The sequence below is a fragment of the Enterococcus sp. DIV1279b genome, from assembly GCF_050531515.1.
Taxonomy (GTDB): Bacteria; Bacillota; Bacilli; order Lactobacillales; family Enterococcaceae; genus Enterococcus_D; species Enterococcus_D casseliflavus.
The window spans coordinates 783,055-800,753 of record NZ_CP172891.1; the positions used below are offsets into that span (position 1 = coordinate 783,055).

Here is a 17,699-nt window from a genome sequence, read left to right on the forward strand (position 1 = left end):
TCATAAAATGACTAATTTCTGGACACTCTTTTTAGATACAACGATTGATGTATATTGCTCTATTTTTATGTTCATAAACTCGTAACTAAATCATTGTTCAATTAATATTTAAATTTATGAGTATTAGGACAAATCTTGGATGTGGTCAGAAACTTAAAAGTTTTTGATCCTTTGTTTATTTCCTTAATTCATAGATCATTCATTGGCTCACTTAATTATGTTCAATAAGATATTGATTTCGATCATTATAGTGTTCTTATCTGTATGCTTTTGGTGATCAGACTGATAGATATATCAAAGGTTTTAAATGAAAAATAAACAATAAAAGAGCTGCCGACAGAAATCAAGTAATCGCATTGATTTTCAAACTAATGAATAGATTAGTGGTATAATAACGTTGTTTATAAATATATTTTCATGGAAAAATTATATGACCTTAGACGCAGCAATATTCCTTATTCTAAATTAATTTAAATATTTGGAGGATAGAATGACTGAATTGAGTATTTTTATGCTTAAGAATAAAAAAAGTAGTAGCATAAACAGTTTTATAGACGAAAAATACCTCAGATATTCTTCTGAGGATCTATTCGAAAATGCAGAAGATATCAATGAGTTTAATTTAGCTATATTTCCTTTAGATGATCAGTTGAGAAGAAATCATAATGTAACCGGGAAAATATTTATACTGCAAGAGAAACAAGCAGAAGTAAGGTGGTTAGAGAGCGTCAATTTATTTTCTGAAAGGCAGATAGATTTTACTACGCCTAATATACTTAATAAACCATTAATTATTATTAAAAGTACCAGCAGTAGTATCTATGCTATTTCATATTCTTATGGATATACTCTATTAAATAGAGAACATGTAGTACCTGATTTTGGATTAAATATCGCTAGAAAAGAACTAAAGTTACATACTATAAAGCGTGTAAAGAACACGAACTTCTCAGACACACTATATGTGAGTAATTTTTCTAGCAATAATAAGATTAATTTAAATGAAATTTCCACTTCACAATCCACTCCCAATATAGTTGATGAAATCTTTGGGGAAATGACAATTAGTTTTACAGATGGAAATAATAATATAAAAGCATTAAATATATTTGCGAGTAGTAAAGATTCAATTAAGATTAATGGTAATTTTTCTATAGAAGACGATCTCGTTCCAATTTTAAAACAATTAGGTAATACATACAGACAAAGGAGATCAAAAAGAACGTTTTTGGATAAAGAGATCCTAGCAGTATCACCTAGAAAGAAAGAGTATCTTAATAAGAATCTTGATGATTATCTATCCAAGTTGATGGTCACTTTCAAAAATAATAGCAATGAATTTAAAGTAAATGATCTAGATAAATTATTTATAGATATACCCTTAAATAAAGTGAAGTTTAAAATTGAAGATTTAGAATTTAGAGTTCACAGTATTTTTAGGCCAGATGAGTATTTCAATTTTTTCGCTAATACTCAGGAAGAAATATTTTCTAAAATATTTTCATTTTTTTTAAAATACAACGTTCAAGAATTTGCTGATAAACTAAAATCTATAAAAGTATCTATAAAGAATCGGAAATCCGATTCATCGAAAGACACATCTATTGGAAATCTATTTTCCTGTCTATATCTGGAGTTAGATCATGATTCTGATAAATATATTTTGTATCAAGGAGATTGGCTTAGTGTAAATAAGAACGTTTGGCGTGAAACTAGAGATTTTGTTAATAGTCTATCTTCCGAGGCTCATGGTATAGACTTTAATGAGTTTAATAATGAGGATGCTAATGAAGGTGATTACAACATCAAGATTTCCAAACTAGATTCAAATAAGGGGTTGATATGCCTTGATAAAGAAAATTTCGGAAACCAAAATCTGGATGGTGGATTTGGCTTATACGAAATAAATGGGAGGAGTCAAATCGAACCATGTGATATTCTCAAAGTAAATGAAGATAGCGCATTTTTTTGTCATGTAAAAAGAGGAACAGCGACTTCAGGACTCTCACACTTGTTATCACAGGCGAGAGCCTCGTGCATCTTATTGAAAAAATCGGAAGACTTTGTAAATCATATTAATTCAGCAATAAAAACTGAATCGTCTGAGTCAGGAGCAATTTTTCTAAATGAAACAAACCTTAAACGTTCCAAAATAATTCTAGGAATTATTATTCCAGAAAAAAAAGTTCATTTTAAAAACTCAAAAGTATTTCCTGTCCTTTTTTCTCTAAACTTGGTAGCGTTAGTGAATGCATTATCCTTAGAAGGATTTGAGGTATCTTTGGTTAAAATACCTGATAAAAAGGGGAAAAAAAAGAAAACTTAGAATTTAGATATTTAAAAACCAATGAGACACAAGCTGGTTGTGTCTCATTGGTTGAACAGGCGCTATCCATTGTGGCTCTAAGAGAAATGCACATTTCTTTTTGAGCCTTTTTCTTTCACTCGTTTTAAATAAGACATATTAGATGTTATAATGGGATTAAGTCTTATTAGAAGGAAGAGAGAAAATGAAGACAGTTGAACCTATTCGAGACAAAAAAAAGATCGATGCCATGAAAGCAATTTTGGCTTCAGGAAAATATGGCCAACGAAATTTGGTTCTTTTTTCAATCGGGATCAATACGGCGTATCGAATTTCTGATTTGCGTCAATTAAAACTGGCCGATGTGTTAGAAATTACTCGTGGCCGAGTAGTGGTAAAAGATCGACTATCAATGAAGGAACAAAAAACGGCGAAACACAATTCGGTGTACATTTCCAATAAATTGCGAAAAACGATTTTAGAATATGTGCAGCAAGAATTTCCGGAGCAGCTCCTTCAGCAGGAATTTGATCACTACTTGTTTCCAAGTCGCAAAGGAACAAACGAACCGCTCAATCGCCAAAGTCTTTGGCGAATCATTCATGATGCTGGAACTGCAATCGGGTTAAAAGATATTGGGCCGCATTCGATGCGAAAAACGTTTGGCTACTTTCTCTACAAGCAAGGAACCAAAACAGAAATCATTCAATCGCTGCTTAACCATTCCTCCCAGCGTGAAACGTTACGTTACATAGGGATCACGCAAGAAGATAAAGATACCGCAGTGAAAAGTTTAGATCTATAATTCGAGTTAACAATGGAAAGTGGAGGAATGTAATGGAATTTTTGAAAAAAAATAAAAAATTTGTAGCGTGGGCTTTGTTGGTTACACTTGTCCTAATCCCTTTATTTATTCAAGTACTTATTAATTGGGACACCATGAATAATGGATCAGATGATGGATGGTTAGGTTTTTGGGGTGGATATCTTGGATCTATTATTGGAGTCGTAGGAGCCTTAATCGTGATTCAAATCCAGTTGTCCAATGATAAGGAGCGTTTTGACAAGGAGACAAAAGCTAAAAATAAAGAGTTAGCAGAAGATAAGAAGCGCTTTGAATTACAAATTTTAGCTAGAGATAAAGAGCTAGAAGAAGAGAGAAAGGCTAGAAAATCAGAGCAAGTAGATAATACCTTCTTTAACTTGTTATTGCTTTTTAATGATCAAAAGAACACACTCTTGAAAGATAATAACCATTTTGAAGAATTAAGAGAAAGTATTTTTGATAATAGTGTTTTGGAATTAAGAAGAATGGGAATCGATAAATTATATGAGTCTAGTGATGAGTTAATTTCAATTTTGGAGAACATGATCAAAGAATTCGATATTGATTTTAATTCCAGAAAAACACAATATTCTCAGAATGTTCTAGATTGTTTAAGTGCTATCAGGAAAGATTACATAAACCAGACAGCATATCTTCATAAATTTCATGTAGGTGAGGAAGACTATGAAAGTATCCAACCAGAAATCGATATGGTACAAGTAGTTTTTATGATTGAGGATGATTTAATTCAAAATATTAAAAATAAAAGGTTTGCAGAAAGACCACAAACGCTTAATTACAATTTAAATAAGCTAATTAATGAATTACAAGCTGTTTCTAGAGTCGATTTCCTTGATTCAAAATCAAAAAAGAATTTGGAAAAATTTATAGGAAAACTATTGCCTTACACGGATACTAGCAATTTGAATTTATTAGAATTACCATATAAAAAAGTTGCTATTGAAAACTCTATCAATGGATATTACGCTTCGATTGACTCCTTCTTTTCTATGATTTTAAGAATTTTAAGCTATATCCATGCAAATGTAGATGAAGAAGAAAATGTAGGATTAAAAAGAGATTACATCAGTTTCTTACGAGCAAATATCAGTGAGATACAGTTAGTTATTCTGTATTATTTTGCCTATTATGCCGATAGAGGTGCTACTTTGAATAATGAACTATTAGAGACGTCATTTTTTGGTGAACAGGATGAATTGAGCAGTTTTGATAAGGCGTATTTTTTCCAAAAAGAGTCGCTTATATGGGGGGAAGAAGATTTAAAAAACATGCAGAAATTTTGCGTAAAAATTCTATAGTAATTGTGGAATAGAGCATATTAAGAACAAAAAATACGCACCAATTCGTTGAACTGTTATCAATTTTTGAGGAAAGGAAAAGTGGAGATAGAATGGATGATAAAGATGATTTTATGAAAAGTGAACTAACGTTTATAGATTTAATTGATACTTCAGAAGCTGAAAAAAAATTCTTAGAATTACTTGAACAGAAAAAAACATATTTTTTAAATGGTCCATGGGGTTCCGGAAAAACAACCTTTCTAGAAAATGTAGAAAAAATTGAAAGAAAAAAGAGAAATTGGAGATCACAAAAAAAGTTTATCTTTCTTGACCTATGGAACTTAAAAGATGATAGATCTACTATTCACATAGCAGCTTCTAGAATTAACCGAAAAATTTATCTTCTTTTTAGAATGGCTATTATTTCCTCAGTTGTAATCTCAATTTTAATGACACCCGCGTTTGATTTGGGACTTGGGCAGAAATTTTTAATACAAACGTTCAGACTACCAATTACTATAATTGCATTGTTTGTTTCAGTCTGGCAATTGCTTAAATTTAATAGTGATAGATTCTATACTGCATTATACGATTCGTGTATCGGAAGTTATTTATGTAGAAATAAAGTATTAATTATTGATGATTTTGATCGCATTTCTCCTGACACTCAAAAAAGTGCATATAAGCTTTTCAATGTATTAAATAATAAACTTCCTATTGTTTTTGTAGGTGATTTTGAGAATATAATTAATAATGAAAATGACTATCTAAGAAAGATTATTGATCAAAGGGTTGAACTTCCTTATGTTTTACATCCTCAAAAAATTTGGGGAGACTATTTTGAAAGATTGGGTACTATCTTTGATTTAGAAATTAAAGAAAGCTTAGCAACAATATTTATAGAAGATAATAGAAATTTACGTGACTTAGATCAATTTAGTTTTTACCTAAAACAAGAATTAATAAAATACAAGAAGCTAGGACATACACAAATTGAACAACAATTGGCAATTATTTATTTGTACTTATTTTATCCAGATAAGTACAAAGATACCCTTAAATCAAAAAAATTTTTAGGATCTGTGGAGTATCAAAAATATAAGAATGATGAAAAAATCCTACACGTAGTTACCAAAAAAAAACTGAAGACTTACTTTCAGATATACTTGAATATAATCAAAATTATCCCCAATGCTTCATTGATAATCCTGAGGGCTATTTTATTTATGAAAGTATCTCTAGCTTATCCATTGTAGACTGTGAAGAGATATTAAAAGATTCGGAACTTCTGAGAAAGAATATAAAAGGAGTAGAATCTTTTAATGACGATTTTTTCCATTTCATTAGAAGTAGGTTTGAAAATTTTGATTCTACTATGAGAGATAACTTATTACATCTGTCATGAGTTGACTGCAGAATCAGAAGATCTTGAAGTAACTGTCACTTATTCGCCAAACATGATCGAATCTACGGAGACCAAAGAGGTCAAGCAAACGATCCATTATGTTTATGAGGACGGTAAACAAGCCGCGTCAGACAAGACGGACACTGTGACTTTTACACGGACAGTGACAACGAATGAAGCAACAGGTGACAAAACTTTTGGTGAATGGCAAGCCAAAGATGATGATACAACGTTTGATGAAGTGAAAAGTCCTGAAATCAAAAACTATCACGCAGACAAAACAAGCATTGAGGAAGTCACAGGTTTGACAGCAGAGGACAAAGATCGCGAAGTGACTGTCACTTATTCGCCAAACATGATTGAATCTACGGAAACCAAAGAAGTCAAACAAACGATCCATTATATGTATGAAGACGGCAAAGAAGCCGCGTCAGACAATGTAGACACGGTCACGTTCACACGCACAGTGACAACGAATGAAGCAACAGGGGAAAATACCTATGGAGAATGGCAAGCCAAAGATGATGATACAACGTTTGATGAAGTGAAAAGTCCTGAAATCAAGAACTATCACGCAGACAAAACAAGCATTGAGGAAGTCACAGGTTTGACAGCAGAGGACAAAGATCGCGAAGTGACTATCACTTATTCGCCAAACATGATTGAATCTACGGAAACCAAAGAAGTCAAACAAACGATCCATTATATGAAGGCAGTGCTGTTTTTAAAAATAGCTACAATCCCGCAAAAGGAAGTGCGGTTCTAGAAGCAAGTAAAGAACTAACTGGCAAAGCACTAAGTGCAGATGAATATCGATTCCAGCTGTTGGACGAACAAGGGGAAGTGCTCCAAACCAAGACCAATGATGCCAACGGAAAAATTTACTTCGATGCAATCGACTATGACCAAGCTGGCACATACAAGTATACGATCCGAGAAGTCGTAGGGACAGATAGCACGATCACCTATGACCAAACAGAATACCATGTAACCGTAAATGTGGAAGACCAATCGGGGCAATTAGTGGCAAGTCCAAGCTATGAAGGCAGTGCTGTTTTTAAAAATAGCTACAATCCCGCAAAAGGAAGTGCGGTTCTAGAAGCAAGTAAAGAATTGACTGGCAAAGCACTAAGTGCAGATGAATTTCAATTCCAGCTGTTGGACGAACAAGGGGAAGTGATTCAAACCAAGAGCAATGATGCCAACGGAAAAATTTACTTCGATGCAATCGACTATGACCAAGCAGGCACATACAAGTATACGATCCGAGAAGTCGCAGGGACAGATAGCACGATCACTTATGACCAAACAGAATACCATGTAACCGTAAATGTGGAAGACCAATCTGGACAATTAGTGGCAAGTCCAGCGTACCAAGAATCGATTATTTTCAAGAATACTTATGTATCACCAAAACTTGGGAAAGTAACTCTGAAAAAAGTAGACAGCGAAACAGGAAAACTACTGGCAAATGCAGAGTTTGAGCTGCAAGATTCGAAAGGAAATATTGTACAAAAAAACATAGTTACGAGCAAAGATGGAAAGGTTGAGATAAGTAATTTAGAAGTAGGAGAGTATCAGTTGATTGAAACCAAAGCACCGAGTGGTTATCAAATTGATAAAACACCGATCAAATTTTCAATAAATGATCGCTCCACTAATATATCGAAGCCAAAAGTGTTAGAAAAAGAAAATAAAAGGATAAAAAAATCAGACAGTGCTGCTCTGCCTAAGACAGGAGAAACTGCAGATCAACGATATGTTCTCGTTGGATTGTTTTGTATTATTGGTTTCATCTTGTTAATGATATTTAAAATTTTAAAGGTCAAGAAACAATCTTAATCTTGCATACTATGAATGAGAAAAAGAGCTATCAAATAAGATTAGTCATATCAACAAAAGGAGCTGGATTCCCCAGCTCCTTTTATAATTGCTTTATACAGCTCAAAAAGTGGTGATAGTCACTATTTTGCAGGATTGCTTGTTGAATATCTTCACGATCCATCAACTCTAATAAAAGACTATAGATTTCTTCGGTATCTTCATATTCGTCTTTTTGAATCGCAAAGAGAAAGACGAATTTAACCAAATCACCATTTCCCCAATCAACGCCGTCAGGAATGATCGCCACTGAAACGGCTGAGCGTTTTGCCATCAAGGTCATGGGATGGGGGATAGCAAGCCACTCGTTAATATTGGTCTGATTGATTGCTTCTCGTTTTTTCACACTGTCATAAAAATCTTGGGGCACAAAATCTTTTTGGTACAGTTGCTGCGCCATTTTCTTTAGTAAGGTTTCTTTATCTGCATGATTTTCATGAAGAAAAAATGCTTTTTGAAACAATGAATAGATACCATCTTTTGATTCACTGAGCGTTTCAATGAACGGTTCGATTTTGCCAATTTCTTTATCTAGCTTGGCCATGTTGATGTAAATAGAAGGAACCGAGAACTGTTCTAATGGAACGGTTGTGATCACAAAATCAATGGCAGAAAGATCACATTGTTGTAGCTCGACGTAAGAAAAGCGATCAACGACTTCGATCGTTTCTTGATAGTGCTTGATAATTTTTGCTTCAATAATACGACTCATGGCTCGACCGGTTCCGCAAACAAGGATGACGCGATGTTTATGATGATTTCTGATGGAACTCCTTTCCATAGCACCTGCGATGTGCAAAGCGATATAGCCGATCTCATCAGGAGAAAAATAAAAACCGTGTTTCAGGCTTACCGTTTCTAAATGAGTCAAACATAAATCATAAGCCTGTGGAAAAGATTTTCTGATCGTTGCCAGCAATGGATTGCTACGGCGTGCATCCATTAGATTCATGTTGATAAAGCCCTCAATATGAGATGTCAAATCGTCTATTAGCATCTTGTCTGTCTCTAACGCATAGTTTGACGTCTGTTTGATCGCAGTTAATAATTCTTCCACAATGGCTTTCGCAGTTTTCGTGGAAGAATCGCTTGCATCGCCTGTTTCAACTAAACGTGGTGCATTCATCGCAAGATAGTAAATGAAGTATTGTTTTTCTCCAGCAGTCAATTGTATATCAAATGCATGATCGATTTCTTCTAAGAAGTGACCAACAACTTTCTGGGCGTCTTCTTTGAGCGCGGGCACGTGCAAGGGAAATTCGTTGATCTGATGGCCAGCTATAAAGCGACTGATTGCTAAAGCAAAATGAGAAAGAATGTTTTTATGATAGTAGTCAGAGTCTAACAAGTCTAAGGGCGCCAGATGATTTAATGACAATTCTTGCAAGCGGGTCAGATCAATCGTATCAAACAACTCAAGTTCCATTTCCGTAAAACCCACCAAATACTCTTGGAGATCTTTTTCAATCAAAAGATCACTGATTGCTTGTCGCTTGGCGAATTCGTTACCCAAGACTTCAAAGCCAATATTTGGACGATTTACTATTTTTAATTGATAGGTCGCTAAATTGTCTCGAGCCGTTTTTAAGTATGAGTAAAAGGTGTTTTTACTAATAAATAATCGATCAAGAAAATCATCTAAGGATAAAGGGTTTTCATTCTTAAATAAAAGGAAAAGTAGATAGGCTTGTCGTTCTTCACTCGTAGTTAGAAGGGACTCGGTAGTCGACATACTTTCAGTCCACCAGTCATGAAATCGTTCTTTTGAACCAATAGACAACAAATAGCCTTGCCCTCGAATCAACTTGATGGAGGCACCCACATTTGTTAACAAATCATTCAAATTTGCAATGTCGGTCCGAACCGTTCGCTCAGAAATCGAGAAGCTTTTTGTTAACTCCTTCATTGGTAGCGGCGCCGTTTGTCTAGTTAATACTTCCATTAGATCATCTAATCGTTGATAAGCAAGTTTTGACACTTGTTTCACCTCCGTGCTCTTTCTCATCATACAATAGAAAGAATAAGAATGAAATGCTTCACCAGTACCGAAAATTTCCAGAAGAGTTGGCAATCATTTTGGAAAACGCTTTACTAATGATTGCCACTTGAATTGGAAATTTGTTGTGTTTACATCGTGAATTAGAAACCGTAAATTAAACGTGTACAGAAAATAAACCACACGAATTACGCTAATGGTTTCATAATAAAGGAAAGGAGCAGATGAGATGGATTTTCAGAAAAAAAATATTCTCTTGAATGTGGCTGTTACATCAAAAGAAGAACTGTTTCACGTAATTGCGCATCATGCCTATGAATCAGGGATCGTTACCAATGCAGCAGATACATGTGCGGCATTCATTGAACGGGAAGCACAATATTCAACCGGCTTACAAGAAGGCTTTGCTATTCCACATGCAAAAGCTGAACCCGTTTTGGAACCGACCGTTTTGTTTATTCGTTTAGAGCAAGCCATCGAATGGGAAACCTTCGATGATTCAGCAGTCAAAAATGTGTTTGCTTTGATGGTTCCTAAAAAAGATGAAGGAACGGTGCATCTGCAAATGTTGAGTCGCCTAGCAACCGCATTGCTTGAAGAGACATTCATCCAGCAGATTCAACAATCAGAAGACAAAGCTTATTTAGCAGAATTGATCAAAAAGGAAATGATGGGAGAGAAAATTGTATGAAAATAGTAGGAATTTCCGCCTGTCCAGCTGGATTGGCACATACACCGATGGCGGCAAAAGCTTTAGAAAAAGCTGGTGTGAAACTTGGCTATGAGGTCAAGATCGAACAGCAAGGCTCATTAGGGCAAGTCAATGAGATCACTGCAGCCGAAGCAAAAGAAGCGGATTTCTTGCTTTTAGCGACTGACCAAAAAGTTGTTGGGATGGAACGGTTTGAAGGAAAACCGCAAATTCGAGTAAATATCAATACGTGTATCAAGGCACCGGAAGCGGTGCTGAAGAAATGTGTAGCTGCTGTTGAACAAAGAAACGCAAACTAAAGGAAAGAGGCAAGGATGATGAAAAGAGTTCTAGCAGATTTAAAAGGCCACTTGATGAGTGGAATTAGTTTTGTACTGCCATTGATTATTGGTGCTTCACTGGTTGTTGCCATTCCGAAAATGATTGCTCTTGGTATGGGGATCACAAGCTTAGATCCTTATGCTGACACGGAAGGCTTTAAACATGCGCTTTATTTGATTGAACAAGTAGGGTGGGCCGGAATCGGCTTGATCAATACTGTCTTGGCTGGTTTTATCGCGTATTCTGTTGGAGATAAGGCTGCGCTAGGTGCCGGCTTTATCGGTGGTGCAGTCGCTTCTAGCACCAATGCTGGGTTTTTAGGGGCAGTTATTGCTGGGTTCTTAGCAGGATACTTAGTGAAGTGGGCGAAAGAACATATCAAATTACCGGAGTCGTTTGCTGGGGTGATGCCGTTGGTAATTTTACCTTTGATTGCTACATTGTCCGTAGCAATCGTCATGGGCGCCTTACTCTCTGAGCCCTTGGCGTGGATCAATACTAGTTTGGTTGAATGGATCCGAACCATGATTGAAAATGACGTTAACAAAATTTTACTGGCATTCATCATGGGGGCAATGATTGGCTCTGACTTAGGGGGACCTGTAAACAAAGCTGCTTGGATGGCAGGAAATGTGTTACTAGCGGAAGGAGTCTATTTACCAGCCATCATCGTGAACGTTGCGATTTGTGCGGTACCATTTGGATATGCCTTAGCAACTTTGTTCCACAAAAATCGATTCAACAAAGAGCTACTGGATGCTGGGCGTAATAACTTTATTATGGGGTTCATCGGAATCACAGAAGGAGCAATTCCTTTTACATTAGTCAATCCATTACGGCTTGTGCCGATCAACATGTTGGGAGGTGCAATTGCTTCTGGTTTGGGGATCGCATTAGGAATGTATGACAAAATGCCACCAGTTGGGGGAATCTACGGCTTCTTCACTGTTGGAAACGGTTGGGCGTATTTGATTGGACTATTTGCAGGAGCAGCCTTCATCGGTTTTGTCGCGCCTTTATTCGTGAATTTCAATAAGCAAGAAGAACAAACAGAAGATATTGCCCTCGATGATATTGAAGTGAGCTTTGAAAACTAAGTAACAAGGCTGATTAGCTAAATAGTAGCAAAAGAAAAGGCACGAGCAGGTGATTTTTCAAGAACGCTTTAAGGTATCTGACAAGGACAAGACTTGGGGAAGAAAACAAGAGTATTTGAAGAGAAACGATTTTCAAAATTCGAAGCATTTATGTAAGGATCAAATGATGCGTACCAGATGGTAAAAAAATTGAGAAAAATTAATAGGCACGAACGACACCCATCGTTACGTGCCTTTTTTAATCACGGGAGAGGAATGATTGAATGAAAAAAACAGTACATGTCGTACCCCACAGTCATTGGGATCGCGAATGGTATTTTACGACGAGTCGCTCGAAAATCTATTTGATGCACGATCTAAAAAACGTCATTGAACAACTAGAAAAGGATGATCCTTATGAAAGTTTCATTTTAGATGGACAGGCTTCTCTGTTAGATGATTACTTGAAATGGCGCCCACAGGACAAAGAAAGGATTCAACAACTTGTTCAACAAGGAAAATTGATCATTGGCCCATGGTACACACAAACCGATCAATTAGTGATCTCGGGAGAAAGCATTGTTCGTAATATGTTATATGGCATGAAAATTTGTGAAGCATTCGGAACCTACATGAATGTCGGCTATGTGCCAGATTCTTTCGGACAAGCAGCTAGTATGCCACAAATCTATCGTGAGTTTGGTATCACAGACACAATGTTTTGGCGCGGTGTCAGTGATGACGATGTTAAACACACAGAGTACAAATGGCGTGGAGAAGATGGTTCTGTGGTCAATGTTTACCAGATCCCAAGTGGGTACTACATTGGCGGTGCCATTCCTGAACGAGAAGCAGAATTAGCAGAGTTCTTACATCAAGAACCGTTTAAAACGACTTGGGGGCGCAGTGCAACGGATCAAGTGTATTTTCCAAATGGTTTCGACCAAGCACCAGTTAGAGAAAATCTTCCAGAATTGGTTGATCGAATGAATCAACTGTATCAGGATGAGTATGAGTTACAATTTTCAACGATCGAAAAATACATTGCTGCGGTCAAAGTACGCCATCCTGAGTTGGAAGAAATCGCTGGTGAACTGATCAACGGCAAATTGATGCGAATTCACAAAACGATTTTTTCTTCACGTCCTGATTTGAAGGCGATGAACACACAGATCCAACATTACTTAGTCAATGTCATGGAGCCTATCTTAACCATGGCTATGCAATTAGGATTTGAGTACCCCGTAGAAACAGTCATAGAGATTTGGAAGTTAATGTTTGAAAATGCGGCGCATGATTCGATCGGTTCTTGTGTTTCTGATACGACCAACGAAGATATCTATATGCGCTATAAGCAAGCGCGAGATATTTCTATGAATCTTGTCGAATTGATGTTACGACAGATTTCTACTGCAATCAACAACCCACAAGCAAAAGAAATTACTTTTACGCTTTTCAATACCTATGACACAAAACGTAATGGGGTGATCGAAGCAGAGGTTTATTTGCCGCAAAAAGATTTTGCGATCCTTGACCAGTCAGGTCAGGCGTTACCTTATACGATTTTAGAGCTTACCGACCAAACGGAGTATGTGTTGAATCAGGGGAACATATTAGATCCAGTCAAGGAGATCTATTTGCCGGAGAAAGTCTATAAAGCAAAGATTGCCATAGAAACGACTGATGTGCCGAGTATGGGGTATACCCAGCTGACAATTGATTTAAAAGGTGATACAAGCGCACCATTGCAGGAGATTACAACCAATACGATCGAAAATGAGTACTATCAGATCACTGTCAATAGCAATGGCTCGTTAGATATTCTAGATAAAACCAATCAGGTGCTTTATCAAAATCAAGGGATCATTGAAGAAAATGGCGACGATGGTGATTCATTCAATTATTCACCACCTGTGAAAGATTTTGTGATTTCATCAATTGATGCGCAACCAACGATCTCGATTCAGCAATCAGCAATCTACCAAAAGATTGATGTGGTATTCACGCTGAGGGTTCCGAAGGATTTAGCTGAACGTGCAGAAAAGAAGGTCTCGGCTTCACTACCGATCCAATTGACGATCGTGTTGAAAAAACAATCGCAACAAATTGATTTCAACTTAACGGTTGAAAACCAACAAGTGGATAGTCATCGGGTATGTGTGCTATTTGATACCGGAATTGCCTCGAAATTTTCGCTGGCTGACCAACAGTTTGGCACGTTGCAGCGCCCTGTTGTGTTTGAAAAAGAAATGGCTCTTTGGGAAGCTAATAAAGAGCAATGGAATGAGCAGCCGATCGCCATAGAAACTTGTCAATCGTTTGTCGGTTTATTCGATGCATCCCATGGCGTAGCAGTCATGCCCAAGGGTGTACGTGAATATGAGATCGTGGGGAAAGCGTTTGATACGATTCGCTTAACGATTTTCCGAACCTATGGCTTCATGGGGAAAGAGAATCTACTGTATCGACCAGGGCGTGCTTCAGGAGAATCAGTGATTGCGACACCAGCTGCGCAGTGCCACAAAACGATGCATTTTGATTTCTCTGTTGCTTACTTTGCTAAAGGATTTGATCAAGCAAATGTTGCACAGAGTGCCAAACAAGCAGTAACACCGATCACTCTTTATCAATCCGCAGAATTCCTGAATTCCCGCTTGATATTTACTTTAGGACCGGTTGAACCAACCTTACCGGCAAACTTTAGTCTTTTTGAGATCAATGGCAATTTGACCCTGAGTGTATTGAAAAAAGCCGAAGATCGTCTAGGTTATATTTTGCGTCTATACAATGGGCTTTTAGATGAAGGTGGACACGCAACGATCACATTCAACCATCCAGTGAAGTTAGTAGAAACAGTCGATTTAAAAGAAGCTACAAAAGAAGCACTGGTTGTGGAAAAGAATGTAGTCACTCTTGAAAAGATAGGCCACGCAAAATTTGTGACATTGTATGTAGAGTAATTGCTACTGAGAAAAAGTCACGCGAAGCGGCGAGTCCGCTTGTGCCATAGAAAAGTGAAAAAGGTTCGTAAGTCTTATCAAAGTATTTACGAGCCTTTTTTAATACTAATGCGAAACAGACGAGAATCTTTGTAGGTTGAATGCCAATAGCGAATGTATACCTAAGCCATCCTTTCCAAGGTATGCAAAAATCTCTCCTCTGTACGAGTTGCACGAAAGGAGGAAAGTCAGAAGGCAGCTTGTCGGTTTTCTTTTAATTCTTATTTCAATCTCAGTTTATGTAGTTTTTGGTATTTCACATCAGCGGCGCAGAACGGGCTTTCTTGACAAATAAGCATTCTAAAAATATAGTTGAGTCAAAAGCTGCAAGACAGGAGAATATCATGAAAATTAGAGCCGCAGCATTGTCTGATCATAAAGAACTAACTCATTTGTCGAAAGTACTAGGCTATCCAATCGAAGAAGAAGTATTGATCGAAGGCCTAAAGAGAATTTTAGCTGAGGAGGATCATCTCTTGCTTGTTGCCGAAATAAAGGGTAAAGCAGTTGGGATGATTGAAGCACAGCCGTATTCAACAGTTTATTCTGCTGGGCAATTTTTTAATGTCCTAGGTTTGGTAGTGGATGATCAAGTGCAAAAGCAAGGCGTTGGCGGGAAACTACTGTCGGCAATTGAAGAAGAAGCCCGACAGCGAGGAATGCAAGGCATTCGATTAAATTCGAATGTTAAACGCCATGCTGCTCACAGGTTTTATGAAAATCATGGCTACCACAGCAGTCATGAACAGAAACGGTTTATCAAGGAATTATAAAAATACAAAGACGCTGGAGGAGTGACAAACGACACTCCAGCGTCTTTTTTTGTATTCACTTTAATTGGTTCAAAAGACTAATATTTATGGAATCAATGCTAACAACAGCCGTTTAATCTCCTCATAAACCTCTCCGGTTTCCGGCGTCACACGTTGACGATTCTGAATGATAAAAAGATCACGATAGCGGTACTCTGGATCAAGTTCCTGCCAAGGCAACTCTTCTGGTAATGAAAGTTTCGAAATGATCGATTTGCCGATGTTTTGTTTTAGTAGGGACAAAATCACTTCGCTATTATTGGCTTTGATGATTTGCGGATTTAGGTGCTGTGCGTAAAGATAGGTTTCGTTAATGTAATACATCCCCGAGTCGTTTTCTCGCAAGACCCAAAAATCAGAAGCGAGGTTGCCTGCTAACACCAATTCATCGCGATAAACGAATTCTTTTTGGATCAATGGCGAAACGATTGATTTTTCGATCAGGCCGATATGGGCTTTGTTTGATTCGACGGCATCGATCACTTCTTGCGAATTCATGATTTTGATTTCAAAGGCAAATGTTGGAAATTCTGCAATCAGCTGTGCCATGATGCTAGGCAGTAAGTAAACGGCGGTGGTATTCGAACAAGCGAGCACACACGCTGTTTTAAAATTTTTGGTGTCTTTGGCTTGCGAAAAAATAGTGGACAATGAGCGGAGGGACTCGACCACACGAGGATACAAAAACTCCGCTTGGCTAGTGGGTAAAATCAATTGTTTTCCTTTACGTTCAAAAAGTTTGAAGCCAAGTTCCGCCTCTAATCGTTGGATTTGCAAGGAGATCGTTGGCTGAGTTTTATAGAGCTGTTTTGCGGCAAGACTAAAGTTTCTCGTTTCATAAACAACAATGAAGGTTTTGAGCAATTCAATCATTTTGCGGACTCCTTTATTATTAATAATATTTATAATTAGTATTTAAAAGTACAATTTTACAAATAGTTATCAGGTGATTATAGTATAAGTGTAGAGAAAAAAGAAAGCAAATTTAATTGAAATTTTCATACGTTAAGAAAGGATGAGTTGATGAAAACATCGATCCAGCATTTTTTACATTCATTGCCAATCCCGATTTGCGGCTTGATTTTAGGCACTGTGTCTTTGGGGAATTTATTGTATTCAGAAGGAATGGAGACGGTTGGAAATGCGTTTTGCACCCTTGGTATTTTCATCATGGGGCTCTTCCTTCTGAAAGTATGCTTTACATTTAAGCACACGATGTCAGAGTTGCAAAACCCAATCGTTGCTTCGGTGGCGCCGACCTTTACGATGGCGCTGATGGTGATCTCCACTGTTTTTGAACGGGTCATTCCCAATGCAGTGGTGAATGATCTGCTCTGGTGGGGGGCTATCGGCTTACATTTTGCTCTAATGATCTATTTTGTTGTCGTGCATATTTTGCCTGTCGACCTTTCGCTGGAATACATTTATCCAAGCTGGTTTATTACCTTCGTCGGGATTGGCGTAATTCCCAATACTTCTGCTGTCTTTTTTAAAGAGCTAGGGGAAGTGATCGTCTGGATCGCATTGGTATTGTATTTTACGCTTTTGCCGATTATTTTAAAGCGAGTCGTCCATCAAAAGCTGACGGAACGTGCGGCAGTTCCTTTGATCACGATTTTAACAGCACCAGGTTCTCTTTGCTTAGCAGGTTACCTTTCCGTATTTGAACAAGGCTCTGCTTGGTTTGTCGCCTTTATGCTGTTATTGTCACAAACGATTTATTTCTGTGTTGTCGCTTATATGAAAAACATGCTGGCAGTCGGGTTTTACCCAAGCTATGCGGCATTTACGTTTCCTCTTGTGATCTCGGCGACTGCAATGTTCAAATCAGCACTGTTTTTTGCGAATCACCCACTGATATTTGGGTTTCTACAAGCCTTAACGATTATTGAAACCAGCTTTGCCGTGATTGTCGTCTGCTATGTGTTAGGAAAATATGCTGTTCATTTGTATCAGCAAACCAAAGCGCTGATTGCCGGTCATAGTTATTAAGGAAACACAAAAAATCATCCATTTTTTGAGAAAATGCGTACTCTACGCAAAACAATAGCACAAGTATTTGAAA

General features: G+C 37.2%; 14 protein-coding genes. 12 read left to right on the top strand and 2 right to left on the bottom strand.

The window, feature by feature from the left end:
• Window positions 1–490 precede the first annotated feature (490 nt).
• From IGI71_RS03755 to IGI71_RS03780, 6 genes are all read left to right on the top strand, one after another.
• Window positions 491–2,326, top strand: a complete 1,836-nt coding sequence (locus IGI71_RS03755) for a DUF6119 family protein (protein WP_430599124.1) — start codon at window positions 491–493, stop codon at window positions 2,324–2,326.
• 184 nt (window positions 2,327–2,510) lie between these two features.
• Complete coding sequence (locus tag IGI71_RS03760) at window positions 2,511–3,110, top strand: tyrosine-type recombinase/integrase (protein WP_005225257.1); 600 nt, start codon at window positions 2,511–2,513, stop codon at window positions 3,108–3,110.
• Between the two features lie 32 nt (window positions 3,111–3,142).
• The gene (locus tag IGI71_RS03765; protein ID WP_430599122.1) at window positions 3,143–4,450 is read left to right on the top strand and encodes a putative phage abortive infection protein; all 1,308 of its coding nucleotides are present in this window, start codon (window positions 3,143–3,145) and stop codon (window positions 4,448–4,450) included.
• Between the two features lie 92 nt (window positions 4,451–4,542).
• Window positions 4,543–5,688: a P-loop NTPase fold protein gene (locus IGI71_RS03770; RefSeq protein WP_430599121.1), complete on the top strand. Its 1,146-nt coding sequence runs from the start codon at window positions 4,543–4,545 to the stop codon at window positions 5,686–5,688.
• Between the two features lie 150 nt (window positions 5,689–5,838).
• Entirely contained in the window at window positions 5,839–6,603 is a 765-nt protein-coding gene (locus tag IGI71_RS03775; RefSeq protein WP_225001482.1) for a mucin-binding protein, read from the top strand.
• Window positions 6,504–7,679 carry a Spy0128 family protein gene (locus IGI71_RS03780; RefSeq protein ID WP_255209323.1) on the top strand — a complete coding sequence of 392 codons (1,176 nt, stop codon included), beginning with the start codon at window positions 6,504–6,506 and terminating at the stop codon, window positions 7,677–7,679. The genes IGI71_RS03775 and IGI71_RS03780 overlap by 100 nt, the downstream gene beginning before the upstream one ends.
• A gap of 82 nt (window positions 7,680–7,761) precedes the next feature.
• On the opposite strand, the gene IGI71_RS03785 is transcribed toward IGI71_RS03780, so the two are convergent.
• Entirely contained in the window at window positions 7,762–9,696 is a 1,935-nt protein-coding gene (locus IGI71_RS03785) for a BglG family transcription antiterminator (protein WP_413132682.1), read from the bottom strand.
• 247 nt (window positions 9,697–9,943) lie between these two features.
• On the opposite strand from IGI71_RS03785, the gene IGI71_RS03790 reads away from it, so the two are divergent.
• The 5 genes from IGI71_RS03790 (at window position 9,944) to IGI71_RS03810 (ending at window position 15,595) form a co-directional block, all read left to right on the top strand.
• A complete protein-coding gene (locus IGI71_RS03790) occupies window positions 9,944–10,405 on the top strand; it encodes a PTS sugar transporter subunit IIA (RefSeq protein ID WP_005225261.1) in 462 nt (153 codons plus the stop codon).
• Entirely contained in the window at window positions 10,402–10,725 is a 324-nt protein-coding gene (locus IGI71_RS03795) for a PTS fructose transporter subunit IIB (protein WP_005225262.1), read from the top strand. The genes IGI71_RS03790 and IGI71_RS03795 overlap by 4 nt, the downstream gene beginning before the upstream one ends.
• Window positions 10,726–10,743: 18 nt before the next feature.
• On the top strand, window positions 10,744–11,844 hold the full coding sequence (locus tag IGI71_RS03800) for a PTS fructose transporter subunit IIC (RefSeq protein WP_060792679.1): 1,101 nt from the start codon (window positions 10,744–10,746) through the stop codon (window positions 11,842–11,844).
• 263 nt (window positions 11,845–12,107) lie between these two features.
• Window positions 12,108–14,783, top strand: coding sequence for a mannosylglycerate hydrolase (gene mngB / locus IGI71_RS03805; protein ID WP_005225264.1), 2,676 nt, complete (start codon window positions 12,108–12,110; stop codon window positions 14,781–14,783).
• A 383-nt stretch (window positions 14,784–15,166) separates the two neighbouring features.
• Complete coding sequence (locus IGI71_RS03810) at window positions 15,167–15,595, top strand: GNAT family N-acetyltransferase (protein ID WP_005225265.1); 429 nt, start codon at window positions 15,167–15,169, stop codon at window positions 15,593–15,595.
• A gap of 84 nt (window positions 15,596–15,679) precedes the next feature.
• On the opposite strand, the gene IGI71_RS03815 is transcribed toward IGI71_RS03810, so the two are convergent.
• Complete coding sequence (locus IGI71_RS03815; RefSeq protein WP_081117234.1) at window positions 15,680–16,507, bottom strand: LysR family transcriptional regulator; 828 nt, start codon at window positions 16,505–16,507, stop codon at window positions 15,680–15,682.
• A 150-nt stretch (window positions 16,508–16,657) separates the two neighbouring features.
• On the opposite strand from IGI71_RS03815, the gene IGI71_RS03820 reads away from it, so the two are divergent.
• On the top strand, window positions 16,658–17,626 hold the full coding sequence (locus IGI71_RS03820; protein WP_081117235.1) for a TDT family transporter: 969 nt from the start codon (window positions 16,658–16,660) through the stop codon (window positions 17,624–17,626).
• Window positions 17,627–17,699 lie beyond the last annotated feature (73 nt).